Below are 14,985 nucleotides of genomic sequence, written 5' to 3' on the forward strand. Positions count from 1 at the left end.
GTACTATAAGAGTGCAACCTTGATAAATTTATTTACCAAACGGTAAATATAATTTCTCTCTGATTTTGTACTGATTGTTCACTCATTATTATGTATCGCTACTATTGCTGAGACGCCTAAAGCAAAGGGCGTGATTATTCTTTTGTCTAATGCGCTGTTCTTTTTTTATGCGCTTAGTTAATGCCGATAACACGATAAAAATTGACCGAATGGTAAATTCTTATATTTTGGACTTTCAACATTTATGCCAGAGGCCGTTGCACCGGTTTTTAATGGCCAACGAAGTTCGCTGATTTGCGAACTTCATCGGTTTAAACGCTAGCTTTATGATTAATTGCTTGGGAAAGAAAATTGACTGCCTTCACGCAAATTAGTTGAAGGCCAGCGTTGTGTAATGGCTTTTCTACGCGTGTAGAAACGCACAGAGTCCGGCCCGTAGGCATGTAAATCGCCAAACAATGAGCGCTTCCAACCACCAAAGCTGTGGTAAGACACAGGCACGGGTAACGGTACGTTCACACCCACCATGCCCACTTGAACCTGATCGATAAAGAAACGCGCGGCTTCACCATCACGGGTGAATATACAGGTACCATTGCCGTATTCGTGCTCGTTAATTAGCTCAAGTGCGGTTTGCATATCAGGTACACGTAGCATCACAAGTACAGGGCCAAAAATCTCTTTTTGGTAAATTTCCATGTGAGGTTTTACCTTGTCGAACAAGGTAGCTCCTAAGAAATAGCCTTCTTCAAAACCTTCTACACTAAGCTTTCTACCATCGCTGACTAAATCCGCTTCTTGGCTAACACCGGAGTCGATGAATCCACTTACAGTATCGAAATGTTGAGCACTGATTAACGGCCCCATGTCATTGCTGTTGTCGTTACCCGCCCCCACTTTTAAGGTTTCGATTTGTGCTGATAGCCTATCACGCAGGGTATCGCCCATTTCATCACCTACTGCCAGCACTACCGATAACGCCATACAGCGTTCGCCGCATGAGCCAAACGCAGCGCCCATTAGCGCATTAACAACGTTATCTACTTCCGCATCTGGCATAACAATGGCGTGGTTTTTCGCGCCACCTAAGGCTTGGCAACGCTTACCGTTAGCACTGGCTTTTTGATAAATAGCTTCGGCAACAGGTGTTGAACCTACAAAACTTACCGCTTGAATCGTTGGGTCTTCAAGCAGTTGATCTACAGCAGCTTTGTCGCCGTTTACAACGTTTAGCACACCCGGCGGCAAGCCTGCTTCAGCCGCAAGCGCTGCAATGTATAAAGCGCTAGATGGGTCTTTTTCAGATGGCTTTAACACAAAGGTGTTGCCACACATGATAGCGCTGGGCCACATCCATAAAGGCACCATGGCCGGAAAGTTAAATGGCGTAATACCTGTCACTAAACCTAGGGGCTGGAATTCACTCCACGCGTCAATGCCTGGGCCCACGTCTTTGCTGTGCTCACCTTTCAGCAATTGAGGCATGCCACAAGCAAACTCAACGTTTTCAATACCGCGCTGCAACTCACCTTTCGCATCGTGTAGCACTTTGCCGTGCTCTTCACTAATCAGTTCACAAATTTTGTCGCTGTGCTGCTCTAGCAATACTTTTAAGCGAAACATAACCTGTGCACGCTTTGCTGGTGGCGTGGCACGCCATGCTGGATAAGCCGCTTTTGCTGAATCTATCGCCTTTTGTACTAATGCCGATGAAGCCATTTCTACTTGGCCGCACACCGCGCCAGTAGAAGGATTGTGAATATCAATCAAATTTCCATCTTGCGGCGCTACGTGTTCGCCATGAATGAAGTGTCCTACCAATGAAGTCATATCTGTATCTCTTTTTTGCGTAAGTGGACCAAGACGGTAAAGGCTTACTTGCCCATTAAGGTGTCTTGCATCGCGTTAATTAAGGTGTCGATTTCCGCTTTTTCGGTGGTAAACGGAAGGCCTAACTGAATAGTGTCGCCGCCGTAGCGTACGTAAAACCCTTTCTTCCACATGGCGTCAGCGATTTCATACGGGCGCCTTGCCGGTTCGCTTGGGTAGCTTTCAATGCTAAACCCTGCAGCAAATCCGAAGTTTCGAATATCACTCACGAATGGCATGCCTTTTAAGCTATGCACGGCCTCTTCAAAATACGGACTAAGTTCGGCAACCCGGCTAACAAGCTTTTCTTGTTCTAGAATATCAAGAGCAGCCATGGCTGCAGCGCAAGCAACAGGGTGGCCTGAATAGGTGTAACCGTGTGGTAATTCAATGTTGTAGTCGGCACCGCCTGCGTTAATCACAGTGTCGTAGATAAATTCGCGAGCCAATACCGCGCCCATAGGAACTGCGCCATTGGTGATCTGCTTGGCCACGTTAATCATATCGGGTACTACATCAAACGCATCGGCGCCAAATAAGCTACCTGTGCGGCCAAAGCCGGTAATCACTTCATCGAAAATAAGTAAAATATCGTGCTGGTTACACAGTTCGCGTAAGCGGCGTAAGTAGGCTTTTGGTGGAACGATAACCCCAGCAGAACCACTCATTGGCTCAACAATTACTGCCGCAATGTTCGACGCATCGTGTAATGCCACCATTTCGATAAGCTCATCAGCAAGCTCTTCACCATAGTTCGGTGCGCCTTTGCAGAATTGATTATTCGGCAGCAAGGTATGTGAAAGGTGATCAGACTCCATCGCTGGCCCCCACATTTTTCGGTTTGCACCAATGCCGCCAAAGCTAATGCCGCCCCAACTTGCACCGTGATAGCCTTTCGCGCGACCAATAATACGGGTTTTGGTAGGCTGACCTTGCTGGCGCCAATAGGCACGAGCAATCTTGGTTGATGTATCAGCCGCTTCAGAACCAGAATTGGTGAAAAAGACTTTATTGATGTCGGCCGGCGCCATGTTGGCTAGTCTGTCAGCGAGTTCAAATGCCAAATTGTGGCCGTACTGAAAGGCGGGCGCGTAATCTAGCGTTGTTAGCTGTTTCGCGACTGCTTCGGCAATTTCAGGGCGGTTATGCCCTGCGCCGCATGTCCATAACCCAGATAATCCATCAAAGATTTTGCGACCATTGTCATCAATGAGGTAATTGCCTTGTGCACCGGTAATCATTTTAGGCGATGCTTTAAACTGGCGATTTGCAGTGTAAGGCATCCACAACGCATCCATTTGCGATTGTGATAGCTTGGAGGCCCACTGGGTCATAATTGTTTTCCTATGATATTTGTTCACTTGGTCTACTTTACCCAGCCTCATAAGTTCGATAAATTATAAATATTCAAATCTTACTTTCATAAACATGAAACTATGCGCGCAATTCTTGGAAACCTATCAGACACAGACATTCGCTTATTGAGAGTATTCATAGTGGTGGCGCAGGCTGGCGGCCTTTCTGCTGCCGAGCTAGAACTCAATATTGGGCGTTCTACCATTAGCCGACATTTAAAAGATTTAGAAACTCGGTTGGGTATGGTGCTTTGTCATCGAGGCCGCGGGGGCTTTTCGCTTACCGAAGAAGGAAAGCGAATTTATGAATCGACTCAACGCTTACTGCTGTCCCTACAAGACTTTAGAAATGAAGTTAACGACATGCACCGACATTTGCAGGGCAATGTGGTAGTAGCCATGTTCGATAAAACCGTGTCGAACGATGCGTGCAAGGTGAATGAAGCCATTTACACTTATCAGCAACAGGCGCCTAATGTGAATGTAGAAATTCATGTGGTGCCGGTTAATACCATTGAGCAAGGCATATTGGATGGGCGCTATCATATTGGCATTATTCCTACCCATCGTTCCTCTTCAAGCCTAAATTACCTACCCTTGTTTGGTGAGCAAATGCATCTGTACTGCGGAAGAAAACACCCTTTCTACATTGAGCTTGGCAACATTCCTCGAGAAGAAATATGTGAAGCTAAGTATGCGGGACTAAGCTTTCACAGCCCAAATATGGATAAAAGTATGTCCCTAGGGCTCAACAAAATGGCGGTAGCGAACGATCAGGAGGGCATTGCCACACTGATTTCTTCGGGCTGTTATTTAGGCTTCTTGCCTGATCATTATGCGGAATCTTTCGTAAAAAAAGGCCAGATGCGCGCTATCGAACCTAATAATTTCGCCTATCATTGTGAATTCGCGGCCATCTATCGTAAGTCACCTAAGCCCACCCGTTTGGTTGAGTTATTTTTAGAAGCCCTTGCTAAGGAACATGGGAAGGAAGAACCAATTGCTATTTAGCATAGCGATTACACTGACTTTATGACATTCAAGCGTTGTGCTTTCAATGCTTAGGTAAGCAGTAAAGAGAACGAACAATAAGAACAAGTGGCAAATTTATACTACGTCACATGGAAGCGGTAACAGGAAATAAAAATGACAAAACCTACAAAGACGCAGGCCAATCGTGCAAAAACAGAGGCCGGAATTCTACGCGCCGCAGAAGAGGTATTTGCACAAAAAGGGTTTGCTGGCTCTTCAATGGATGCAGTGGCGCAACAAGCCGGTATCTCTAAACAGCTCATTTTGTATTACTTTCCAGGCAAAGATAAGTTGTACCAAGCCGTACTAGAAAACATGATTGATTTATGGCTTGAGAAAATGCAGTTCAACGACGACCCAGAGGCTTCACCAGCCAGCACCATTCGTCAGTACATTCAGCAGAAAATCGAGTTATCTCGTGATTATCCCAATGGGTCAAAAGTATTCGCCCATGAAATCATTAACGGCGCACCGGTACTGAAAACCTATTTGATAGAAAATTTAAAGCCTGCGTTTGAACGAGACGTAAAAATTATTGAGCGCTGGATAGCCGCTGGCCATATTCGCCCCGTCGATCCTAAGCATCTGTTTTTTACCATATGGGCTGCCACGCAAACCTATGCCGACTTCTCAACGCAAATTCAATTACTGTTAGGCAAGCCGTCTTTAGAACAAGATGATTTTAACGAGGCCACTGAATTTTTATGCAATTTCGTTTTAAGTGCCCTAGATGCACAACACTAGTGCATAAAAATTAATTTATCCCTATTTTTCTGGCGCGCTTCATCTAAAAGGCGCGCCTTTCACTTTCTACTCCCCTTATTTTACCACCAGTAATAAATCAAATTAAACCATTGTTATATATAATCTTTAGTAAAATTAAGCCGAGCAATAAAACCTACCCAACACCCTACTAGCGCACCCAACTTGCTCTATTTTGAGACACACTTCGCACCAAAAAAACCTGTAAATATTTTCTTTACCATTTGGTAAAAACCATGATAAAGATTAAAAAAGCAACAGCCTAAATTGAATATTTAGTCCATTAACCTTACTTGCAGGAGACGCCCATTATGCTATCGCGCCAACACGCCATTGCCCTTGAACATGCTACAGGTGCACAGCTAGATGCACTTTGCGAACAAGCTGCAGGCGTTCGCGATACGCACTGGCCTAATACCCTCACGTACTCACGAAAGATATTTATTCCACTTACAAACATGTGTAGGGATACCTGTGGTTATTGCACGTTTGTAAAACATCCAGATTCGGGGCAAGCCAATATCTTAAACCCAAGTCAGGTGTTAGCTTCCGTGCTAAAAGGTCAGGCGCAAGGGTGTAAAGAAGCCTTGTTTAGCTTGGGTGAAAAACCTGAAAAGCGTTATCGCTACGCGAAAGATTGGTTGGCAACATTGGGCCATACCAGCATGGTGGATTACCTTACCGAAGTATGTGAAATGGTGCTGGATAAAAGCTTGATGATCCCCCATGTGAATGCGGGAACGTTAACCTTTAACGAGCTAAAACAGTTGAAAAACGTAAGCGGCAGCATGGGTATGATGCTCGAATGCACCAGCGACCGTTTGATGAAAAAGGGCCAAGCTCATTATGCCTGTCCAGACAAAATACCGGGTATTAGGCTAAAGACTTTGGAAGACGCAGGAAAGCTAGATATTCCCTTCACCACCGGCATTCTTATTGGCATTGGTGAAACGTGGGAAGAACGTGTTGATAGCTTAATAGCGATAAACACCCTGTTCCAAAAATACGGCCATATTCAAGAAGTCATTATTCAGAATTTTCGCGCGAAAGCCGGTACAGCCATGGCAAATGCGCCAGAGCCTACCCTAGATGATATGTGCCGCACATTGGCCATGGCACGGTTAATTTTGGACCCGGCTATTTCACTGCAAGCGCCGCCTAACCTCGCCCAAGAATACCCTTATTACATAGCCGCAGGCATTAACGATTGGGGCGGTATTTCACCGTTAACGAAAGATTTTATTAACCCTGAACGTAGCTGGCCGCAAATTACAGAATTAGCCACTGCATGCGAGCAACAAGGCTATGCATTGCAAGAGCGTTTAACGGTATATCCAAAGTACCTACAAGCTGGCGAACGTTACGTTACCAAAGCGTTGCATCAAGCTATGCCAGCTTGGCGCAGCGACGGCCTTGCCGTAGAGCAATGTATTGATAACACCACTTTTCAAGGAGTTGCTCATGGGTAACATACTGCAAAATATCACCTCGGTTTCACCTTGCGAACTAACCCCAGCGAGCGACTTCGCCTTACCGTACAGCGATACGCCTATTCAAAATAAGCTAAGCCAACTTCGCCCTGCTATTGCGCATATTTTACAACGGGCTTTAGAAGGCAAAATGCTTAATCACGAAGAAGCAGAAGCCTTGTTTTACTGCCAAGGAACGGAAACAGATGCCTTGTTGCATACCGCTGACATTGTGCGTGAACTGCGCACCGGCAATGATGCATCTTTTGTGATAACTCGTAATATTAACTTTACCAACGTGTGCCATATGGGCTGTCAGTTTTGTAATTTTGGGGTGAATAAAAACGCTGGCGATGCAGAGTTTTTAGCCCCTCATCAAGTGGCAGCAAGAGCCAAAGAGGCCCACGCTCGTGGCGCAACAGAAATTTGTGTTCAAGGTGGTTTGCACCCTGACTTACCTGCCAGTTTTTACGGTGATTTACTTGATACGGTGTCATCTACCGTACCCGATATTCATATTCATGCCTATTCGCCCTTTGAAATTTGGTATGGCGCTATGAAAGGCCGCAAAAGCTATACAGAATTATTAACCGACTTAAAACAGCGGGGCTTGGCTTCTATGCCAGGTACGGCTGCTGAAATTCTAGACACCGAAGTAAGACGCAAGCTAACTAAAAATAAACTCAGCACCGAAAACTGGCTTAAAATCATCGAAACTGCGCATAACGTTGGCTTACCAACCACATCCACCATTATGTATGGTCATATAGACGGGCCATCGCACTGGGCCGCTCATCTTATTTTATTACGTGACATGCAAGCGCGTACTGGCGGCTTTACCGAATTTGTTCCCTTAGGTTTTATTCATAATGACAGCCCCCTTTATAAAAATAACCCTAGCGAAGTAAGAACCGGCCCTACTGCCGATGAGCATTTCAAAATGCACGCCATTGCTCGGTTAGTGTTACAAGGCTATATCGATAACATTCAAGCCTCTTGGGTAAAAATGGGCCCAGATATGGCGTCAAAAGTGCTACGCGCAGGCGCTAACGACTTAGGCGGTACGCTAATGAATGAGAGCATTTCTCGTGCAGCAGGCGCTAGCCATGGCCAGGAAATTGTCCCTAGGGATATGGTGAACTTTATTCAGCGTGCGGGGCTAAACGCCCATCAGCGCAATACCTTGTACCACGTAGTTACCCCCTACGGCCGAGACAAAAAACCAGCTCACCAAGAGGCGCTTGTGGGTTCAGAAGTTGCCAATCCAGTATCTAAAACTGCCAAGCCAGCCATTAGTCCATTTAACGCAGCATCTCACATTCCGGTGAAGGTAAGCGCATGAAGAACATAGTGTTATTCGCAGGCGGCGTAGGCGGTGCAAAAGCCGCAAAGGGCCTGTATCAATCAGACTACAAAAATAACCTAACCATTATTGGCAATGTGGGTGATGACGACGAGTTTCATAATTTATGGGTGTCGCCTGACCTAGACACGCTCACCTACACGTTGGCGAATGAAGTGAATCCGGTAACGGGCTGGGGGCTTAAAAACGACAGCTGCCGCATATTGTCGCGACTTGCTCAGTTTGGATCTAGCACGTGGATGCATTTGGGCGACATGGATATTGCCACCCATATTTTCAGAAGTGCTAAGCGGGCTGAAGGCACTAGCATGACGGCAATTACGCGCCAAATCACTACCCGATTAGGTATTACCGTACCTTTGCTACCTGCTACAGACGACAACCTGCAAACCCGACTCAAGACCGAAAACGGCTGGGTAGACTTTCAAACTTACTTTGTACATCAACGCTGCGAAGCTGATGTAACTGATATAGCGTACAAAGGTGCAGAATTCGCCTCTGCCACACCGGAAGTATTAGCCGCCATAGAAGCTGCAGACATCATTGTTTTTGCCCCTAGCAACCCGTTGCTCAGTATTGCACCTATGCTTGCTATACCACAAATTCGCGATGCACTAGCAGCAAGTGAAGCCACGAAAATTGCGGTATCGCCGCTTATAGCTGGGAAAGCAATTAAGGGCCCAGCGGAAAAACTATTACAGCAAATGAGCTATACGCCTGGCAACAAAGGCATTGCAGAATTTTATCAAAGCTTATGCGATGTATTAGTTATTGATAATCAAGATGATGGCGACATAGACACCATCGAAAGCTTCGGCTTACACGCACATTGCACTTCAACCCTAATGAAATCAGACCAAGACAAAGTCACCCTGATGGAAGAGGTAATTTCGGCGGCCACCGCTTATCAACTGGAGGTGCCTTGTGCATAAACTATGCGTTGTTATTCCAATGAAAGACCCCGCGTTTAGTAAGCAGCGATTGTCACCGCATTTACCTGCTAGTGTGCGTAAAGCCCTAGCAATCAAACTGTTTAAGAAAACCGTTATGTCGTTAAACGGCTCATTTCCACAGTGGCAGAAACTGGTAGTAACGCCGTCACTTTATATCGCCGATTTAGCCACCAGCTTGGGTTGTAAGGTCATATTCGAGCAAAAAGGCAGTAATTTAAATACTGCGCTTGCCCAAGCCACTGAGTGGAGTATGTCTCACGGCTTTACCCACCAGCTTATTTTGCCTGCTGATATCGCTCGGTTGGATGCAACCGAACTAACGTCAATTACCTCACTAGCCTATGGCGATACTTCTGTGGTTATAGGCAATGCCTATGATGGCGGCACGAATGCACTATGCACTACTCCGCCTAACGCTATTGATTTTGCTTTCGGTAAATCATCGTCTTATGAACATCATCAGGCGGCCATGGAAAAAGGCCTAAAGTGCGTGACGGTTCAGCCTAAATACTTGAGTCAAGACATCGACCATCCAGACGACCTTCGGCACGTGAATGACGTTGTCGACTCTTTGATTGCTTGAGGTAGAAAGTATGCAAGCACTTACCATCAACACTATTGAAGGCTTACCGGATATCCGCGAAGGCGACAATCTTGTGGGCTTGATAATTGAGAAGCTTACCGCACAGCGACAGGTTTTATGTGAAGGCGATGTATTGGTTATTGCCCAGAAAATCATATCGAAGGCCGAAGGCGCGGTTTGCCATGTTGACGATATTACCCCAACGCAAGAGGCCATAGACGTGGCTGAAAAGGTGAATAAAGACCCTCGCAAAGTTACGGTTATTTTATCTGAATCTACCCGCTTGGTAAAAGTGCATAAACACCCTGGCGCTAACGAAGGCATTATTCTTACCGAACATCGTTTAGGTCATATTAGTGCTAACGCAGCGGTTGATGAGTCGAACACCGATAACCCAGGCGAGTTAATTTTACTCCCCAAAGATCCCGACGCTAGTGCGCGAGAAATTGCTGAAAGTCTATGCAAATACTATGGCGCACCAGCCCACAGTATTGGCGTGGTGATAAGTGATACCTTTGGCCGCCCTTGGCGATTAGGCCAAACCAATGTGGCCATTGGCGTAGCGAATGTGCCCGCATTAAACCCACTTTATGGTGAATGTGATGCTTGGGGTCGCCCCCTAAAGGTTACAGCGCCTGCCCTTGCCGATGAACTTGCCGCAGCCTCTGGCTTGCTGATGAGCAAACAAGGTAAGTGCCCCGTTATTTTATTCAAAGGGCTTGAATGGGAAAGTAACCCAGACAGTAAAGCCTCAGACCTGTTAAGACCAACCCAAGAGGATTTATTTGCATGAAGATTGCTATTTTAGGCGGCACTGGCCCGCAAGGTTCGGGGCTAGCGAAACGCTTCGCCCTAGCGGGAATAGACGTCGTTATTGGTTCACGAGATGGTGAACGGGCGGCAGAAAAAGCCCAAGCATTACAAGAATCTATTGCAGCGGCAAGTACAGCCACTACGGGTACCATCAGTGGCACAGATACTATTGCAGCCACATCGGCAGCGGATGAATTCGTTATTATTTCAGTTCCTTGGGCTGCGCATCACGCGACCTTAGATGCAATCCGTCCATTGCTTCGCGACAAAATCGTTATCGATATTGTTGTACCGCTGGCAGAGAACAACCCCAAAGCGGTTGCCATGCCGCCAGAAGGCTCTGCCACAGAATCTGCCCAAGCATTGTTAGGCGATGACTATGCCGTGGTAGGCGCGCTACATAATGTATCTGCTGTCACCCTCAATAACCTTGAGCAAAGCATTAACTGCGACATTTTGGTATGCGGTAATCAGCTTGAAGCCAAAAATAAAGTCATAGCATTGCTAGATAACTTAGGTGTTCAAAGTTACAACGCTGGCCTAGCAGAAAGTGCCCGCTGTATTGAAGCCATCACCCCCATTTTGATTCGCTTAAACATATCCAAAGCAGTGCCATTTAGCCATGCAGGTATTCGTATCTGCCCACCCGATCATTAAAACGGCTACGTAAAAACAAGGTAAGCAGCTAGTGATTAGCTGCCAAATAAATTAAGCAAAGAAAATTAAGTAAAGACACGCATTAAACAAAATAGAAAAAGCAGAGGAAGAACACATGGAATTTGGTATTACGTTTAAAGGTTTTGTTAGCCCAGATCGTGCCCGTAAATTAGTAAAAATGGCCGAAGAAGCCGGTTTCGATTATTGCTGGTTTTACGATTCACACATTCTTTGGCGCGAGTCATTCGTAGCAATGGCTATGTGTATGGAGCACACCACCAAAATGCGCTTTGGCCCGTGTGTGACTAACCCTAACGTACGTGACTGGTCGGTAGCGGCAAGCTTGTATGCCAGCTTGGCGTTGCAAAGTAATGGTCGTTTCGACATTGGTTTAGGCCGTGGCGATTCTTCCATGCGCGTAATGGGTAAAAAGCCTGCTAACCTGGCCCGCTTAACCGAATTTACTCACAAAGTGAAAGCTATGGTGCGCGGTGAAGAGGTGATGTACGGCGAATGCGAAAAGCCGGTTAAATTCCCTTGGGCTACAGGCTATGAACTGCCAGTTTGGGTGGGCGCTTATGGCCCGAAAGCCCTAGCTGTAGCTGGCGAGCATGGCGATGGTGTTATTCTTCAAATCGGCGACCCAGATTTAGTGCAATGGTTTGGCCAACAGTGCCAAGATGCAGGCAACAAAGTAGAACGCGATATGAGCGACTTCAAAGTTCAAGCTGCTGCACCTGCTTACTTTGGTGACATGGAAACCTGTATTGAAAAAACCAAATGGTTCCCTGCCATGGTAGGTAATCACGTGGCTGATATTGTAGAAAAATACGGTACAGATTCAGGCTTAGTACCAAAAAGCTTAACCGATTATATAGAACAACGTCGTGGCTACGATTATTCAAAACATGGTCAAAGCGATAACCCTTACCTAGACTTTATTACCGACGACATCGTAAAAAGCTTCTGTGTATTAGGTGAAGCTGAAGATCACATTACTAAAATTCAGGCGCTTAAAAATGCCGGAACCACGCAATTTAATATCTATTTAGACAACGGTGATGAAGAAAATATTATCACCCGTTACGGCAAAGAAGTTATCCCTGCCTTCCGCTAAATTTGATGACTAGCCAAGGGCGAGTTTCACGTAAATTATTGTCATTTAATTTGCGCGCAACTCTGCCCTACGCTATCGCGTTTCCTTATACCCATATCAATAAACCCTTTACCCTAAATCAGTTTCAACTCCCCAAAAATCAAGTTTTACCTATATATATTAGAAACTTAACCACTAACCAGCCAATTTCACCAACATCATCACATTGTTAATATACTGTAAACTTAGGAAAGTAAGTGCCACTTAGTTTCATAAACATGAAACATGACTTCGACACATGAATATTTACCCCTTGGTAAAACCCCTTTAGTTTCGTTAGAACAAAAGTTAATCAAATAAAAAACAAAAAAATACTTCTATGTAGTTTGTAGATGTAACAACAACAAGAAGGGAACACATCATGAAATCGAAACAAACGCTGTGCGCTTTAGCAATAGGATTAGCACTTCAATCTTCATACACTGCAGCAGCAGATTCGGTGGTACTTGAAAAAATTACGGTTACTTCGCAAAAGCGTGAGCAATACATAAACGACGTAAGTATTGCGGTAACGGCATTTAGTGGCGAGCAGATGGAGTCACTAGGTTTTGAAAGCAGCACTGATCTTATTGCATTTACGCCGGGTGTATCCCTAGCCGGTGATATTGGTGGTCAACGTGCCATCTTTAACATTCGTGGTGTTGTACAAAACGATTACGCCGATATTGCTGAAGCTCCTGTTGCGGTATACGTAGATGGCGGGTACTTAGCCAGTACACAAGCGCAAACATTCGGTTTATTCGATATAGCCCGTGTTGAAATATTAAAAGGCCCACAGGGCACCCTTTTTGGCCGTAACGCCACTGGCGGTATGGTAAATACCATTACAGCGAAGCCTACCGAAGAAGTGGATGGTTACGCTGAACTCACCTTCGCTAGCTTCGAACAAAAACGCTTTGAAGGGGCGGTATCTGGCGCATTAAGCGATAAAGTATCGGGCCGTATCTCTGTGATGGCGAACCATATGGGCAACATCCTTGAGAACGTGTACGAAGATGAAGCGGCCCCCGACACCCGCGCCGGAAGTATTGGCGGCGGCGAAGACGGTTATAACGACGATACCAAAGCATTTCGTGCACAGTTAAACTTCGACTTAAGCGCTAATTCTAACCTTTTGGTTAGTGCAAATTGGGCAGATACCACCAAAAGTGAAGGCCCTTATCAGGTAGTTAATACCACAGAAGTTAAAGACGCTGCTGGTAATGTTATTGATGTTATTTACGCCGCTGACGATCCACTAGGCTGTGACACTATTCAAGCTGGCGCGTGTGTAGACGGAAACTTTAACGGCGATCCGTTGCGCCCAGTTCAAGGCGGCGATTTTAACGGTAATATCGACCCTGATGGTAGCGGTGAAAAAGTAAATAAAGACTTCGCCTTTGACGATCAAAACAAAATTAAGTCACGCGGCCTAGCAGCAACCTATGAATATGATTTTGACGATTTCACCATTACCTCGGTGACCGACTGGAAAAACTTTACCCGTGTTATCGGCCTAGATTCAGATCAAACCGCCTCACCAGAATTGATTTTCCAATCAGACGGCGACATTACCCAGTTCAGTGAAGAGTTGCGCGTAAGCGGCAACACTATGAACAGCAAATGGGTGGCAGGTTTTTATTACTTAAGCATTGAAACCGACTACCTGCAAGGCCTAGCTGCAAGCCCAACGGGCGGTTATTTAGCCGGCGAAGAGCAAAACACGTTAGCCACCATTGATACCGACTCCTACTCTGTATTCGGGCAAATTGACTACGATTTAACCGACGAACTCGTGCTGGTATCGGGTTTACGTTTAGTACGTGAAAATAAGTCGATGGACGGCCAATTGCGTCAAAACGCGAACTTGGTAGACCGTGATATTGAAGTAGATTACGGCATTGATCCATTGGTAGATGTAGCCATGGATAATGATGAAACCATGTGGTCTGCAAAGCTACAGTTAGATTATAAACCAAACTCAGATACGCTTTTATATGCTGGTATTAACCGAGGCGTAAAAGCAGGCAACTTCAACGCGCCTTTAGGCGGTAGTTTTAGCACCTACGACGCCGAAGTACTTCTTGCCTATGAAGCGGGCGCAAAGCTAACCTTAATGGACGGTAAAGCACAGTTAAACAGTAGTATTTTCTACTATGATTACTCTGATTATCAGTCGTTTTCGTGGGTAAATAATGCTGGCGTAGTGTTCAACGAAGACGCACAATTTACCGGTGCTGAAGTTGAGCTACTATTAAACCCTATTGATGCACTAGACATCATGTTCGGCGTGTCTTACACCGATGCTGTGGTAGAAGATTTAGAAGTAGCTTCAGGCGTATTTGTAGACACCACGCCCCCTTACACACCGGAGTGGCAATCATCAGGTTTAGTACGCTACACATGGGATATAGACAGCGGCAGTGTTGCAGCGCTTATTAGTGGCTCGTACCAGTCAGAGTCTTTCCATAATGCCCGTAACTTTACTGCGCATACCATTGAAAGTCACTTTAAAGCCGATGCACGCATTACCTGGACTGACAAAGAAGATTTATGGAGCGTAGCCGCTTACGTAGATAACCTTACCGATTCAGATCACGAATTAATTGGTTTCGACGTATCAGGCTTCTACGGTACTTCGCAAATCTCTTACGCAAAACCACGCACTTACGGCATAACGGTAAGACGTAACTTTTAATTAATAAAAGGTTAGCTGCGGTTAAAGATACAGCACCGCTCAACAAACATCCTGTAAGCAAAAACCCCGTTTAGGGGTTTTTTTATCTTTAATTCACATGAATTTAATTTAATCACACTTAGCCACTCCCGCAGCATGGATGCTGCCAGCAGAGGCCCCATGGATGGGTTTACGCCGTATTTCCCTCACTTCTCTCGCCGAAATTCCCCTTGTGTAAGCAAAGCGTGTTCTCCTTAAAAACCTTCTACAGCTTGGATGCTGTTGTGTGGCTTTCCTCTCACCTTTCCCTAGCAAAT

The 14,985-nt window shown here is 45.7% G+C and carries 12 protein-coding genes; 10 read left to right on the forward strand and 2 right to left on the reverse strand.

All coding sequences use genetic code 11. The features are described 5' to 3' along the window. Nucleotides 1-330 precede the first annotated feature (330 nt). Together JKP82_RS19300 and aptA are read right to left on the reverse strand one after the other, a co-directional pair. Nucleotides 331-1,830 (reverse strand): CoA-acylating methylmalonate-semialdehyde dehydrogenase, encoded by a 1,500-nt coding sequence (locus JKP82_RS19300; protein ID WP_218398319.1) that lies wholly within the window; start codon nucleotides 1,828-1,830, stop codon nucleotides 331-333. A 44-nt stretch (nucleotides 1,831-1,874) separates the two neighbouring features. Continuing rightward, complete coding sequence (gene aptA / locus JKP82_RS19305) at nucleotides 1,875-3,203, reverse strand: omega-aminotransferase AptA (RefSeq protein ID WP_218398321.1); 1,329 nt, start codon at nucleotides 3,201-3,203, stop codon at nucleotides 1,875-1,877. A 102-nt stretch (nucleotides 3,204-3,305) separates the two neighbouring features. On the opposite strand from aptA, the gene JKP82_RS19310 reads away from it, so the two are divergent. From JKP82_RS19310 to JKP82_RS19355, 10 genes are all read left to right on the forward strand, one after another. Then, on the forward strand, nucleotides 3,306-4,235 hold the full coding sequence (locus JKP82_RS19310; RefSeq protein ID WP_159527947.1) for a LysR family transcriptional regulator: 930 nt from the start codon (nucleotides 3,306-3,308) through the stop codon (nucleotides 4,233-4,235). Nucleotides 4,236-4,370: 135 nt separating this feature from the next. Next, a complete protein-coding gene (locus JKP82_RS19315) occupies nucleotides 4,371-5,000 on the forward strand; it encodes a TetR family transcriptional regulator C-terminal domain-containing protein (protein ID WP_126872678.1) in 630 nt (209 codons plus the stop codon). A 329-nt stretch (nucleotides 5,001-5,329) separates the two neighbouring features. Continuing rightward, the gene (cofG, locus tag JKP82_RS19320) at nucleotides 5,330-6,487 is read left to right on the forward strand and encodes a 7,8-didemethyl-8-hydroxy-5-deazariboflavin synthase CofG (protein WP_159527946.1); all 1,158 of its coding nucleotides are present in this window, start codon (nucleotides 5,330-5,332) and stop codon (nucleotides 6,485-6,487) included. Next, nucleotides 6,480-7,829 (forward strand): 5-amino-6-(D-ribitylamino)uracil--L-tyrosine 4-hydroxyphenyl transferase CofH, encoded by a 1,350-nt coding sequence (cofH, locus tag JKP82_RS19325; protein WP_218398323.1) that lies wholly within the window; start codon nucleotides 6,480-6,482, stop codon nucleotides 7,827-7,829. Before cofG ends, cofH begins: the two co-directional genes overlap by 8 nt. Further along, nucleotides 7,826-8,782, forward strand: a complete 957-nt coding sequence (gene cofD / locus JKP82_RS19330) for a 2-phospho-L-lactate transferase (RefSeq protein ID WP_159527944.1) — start codon at nucleotides 7,826-7,828, stop codon at nucleotides 8,780-8,782. The genes cofH and cofD overlap by 4 nt, the downstream gene beginning before the upstream one ends. After that, complete coding sequence (gene cofC, locus JKP82_RS19335; RefSeq protein ID WP_218398325.1) at nucleotides 8,775-9,386, forward strand: 2-phospho-L-lactate guanylyltransferase; 612 nt, start codon at nucleotides 8,775-8,777, stop codon at nucleotides 9,384-9,386. Before cofD ends, cofC begins: the two co-directional genes overlap by 8 nt. Nucleotides 9,387-9,396: 10 nt before the next feature. Then, nucleotides 9,397-10,179 (forward strand): coenzyme F420-0:L-glutamate ligase, encoded by a 783-nt coding sequence (gene cofE / locus JKP82_RS19340; RefSeq protein ID WP_159527942.1) that lies wholly within the window; start codon nucleotides 9,397-9,399, stop codon nucleotides 10,177-10,179. Then, nucleotides 10,176-10,856 (forward strand): NADPH-dependent F420 reductase, encoded by a 681-nt coding sequence (gene npdG / locus JKP82_RS19345; protein WP_126872683.1) that lies wholly within the window; start codon nucleotides 10,176-10,178, stop codon nucleotides 10,854-10,856. The genes cofE and npdG overlap by 4 nt, the downstream gene beginning before the upstream one ends. Before the next feature lie 115 nt (nucleotides 10,857-10,971). Beyond that, nucleotides 10,972-11,973, forward strand: a complete 1,002-nt coding sequence (locus JKP82_RS19350; protein ID WP_013786089.1) for a TIGR03842 family LLM class F420-dependent oxidoreductase — start codon at nucleotides 10,972-10,974, stop codon at nucleotides 11,971-11,973. Nucleotides 11,974-12,373: 400 nt separating this feature from the next. Then, nucleotides 12,374-14,689, forward strand: coding sequence for a TonB-dependent receptor (locus JKP82_RS19355; protein ID WP_218398327.1), 2,316 nt, complete (start codon nucleotides 12,374-12,376; stop codon nucleotides 14,687-14,689). The last annotated feature ends 296 nt before the right edge of the window (nucleotides 14,690-14,985 follow it).

It is taken from the genome of Alteromonas lipotrueae, from assembly GCF_019249215.1.
Taxonomy (GTDB): Bacteria; Pseudomonadota; Gammaproteobacteria; order Enterobacterales; family Alteromonadaceae; genus Alteromonas; species Alteromonas lipotrueae.

What these genes read in the sequence shown, in the direction of transcription:
- JKP82_RS19300 (WP_218398319.1), bottom strand. Translation starts at nt 1,830, where the DNA reads ATGACTTCATTGGTAGGACACTTCATTCATGGCGAACACGTAGCGCCG.
- aptA (WP_218398321.1), bottom strand. Translation starts at nt 3,203, where the DNA reads ATGACCCAGTGGGCCTCCAAGCTATCACAATCGCAAATGGATGCGTTG.
- JKP82_RS19310 (WP_159527947.1), top strand. Translation starts at nt 3,306, where the DNA reads ATGCGCGCAATTCTTGGAAACCTATCAGACACAGACATTCGCTTATTG.
- JKP82_RS19315 (WP_126872678.1), top strand. Translation starts at nt 4,371, where the DNA reads ATGACAAAACCTACAAAGACGCAGGCCAATCGTGCAAAAACAGAGGCC.
- cofG (WP_159527946.1), top strand. Translation starts at nt 5,330, where the DNA reads ATGCTATCGCGCCAACACGCCATTGCCCTTGAACATGCTACAGGTGCA.
- cofH (WP_218398323.1), top strand. Translation starts at nt 6,480, where the DNA reads ATGGGTAACATACTGCAAAATATCACCTCGGTTTCACCTTGCGAACTA.
- cofD (WP_159527944.1), top strand. Translation starts at nt 7,826, where the DNA reads ATGAAGAACATAGTGTTATTCGCAGGCGGCGTAGGCGGTGCAAAAGCC.
- cofE (WP_159527942.1), top strand. Translation starts at nt 9,397, where the DNA reads ATGCAAGCACTTACCATCAACACTATTGAAGGCTTACCGGATATCCGC.
- npdG (WP_126872683.1), top strand. Translation starts at nt 10,176, where the DNA reads ATGAAGATTGCTATTTTAGGCGGCACTGGCCCGCAAGGTTCGGGGCTA.
- JKP82_RS19350 (WP_013786089.1), top strand. Translation starts at nt 10,972, where the DNA reads ATGGAATTTGGTATTACGTTTAAAGGTTTTGTTAGCCCAGATCGTGCC.
- JKP82_RS19355 (WP_218398327.1), top strand. Translation starts at nt 12,374, where the DNA reads ATGAAATCGAAACAAACGCTGTGCGCTTTAGCAATAGGATTAGCACTT.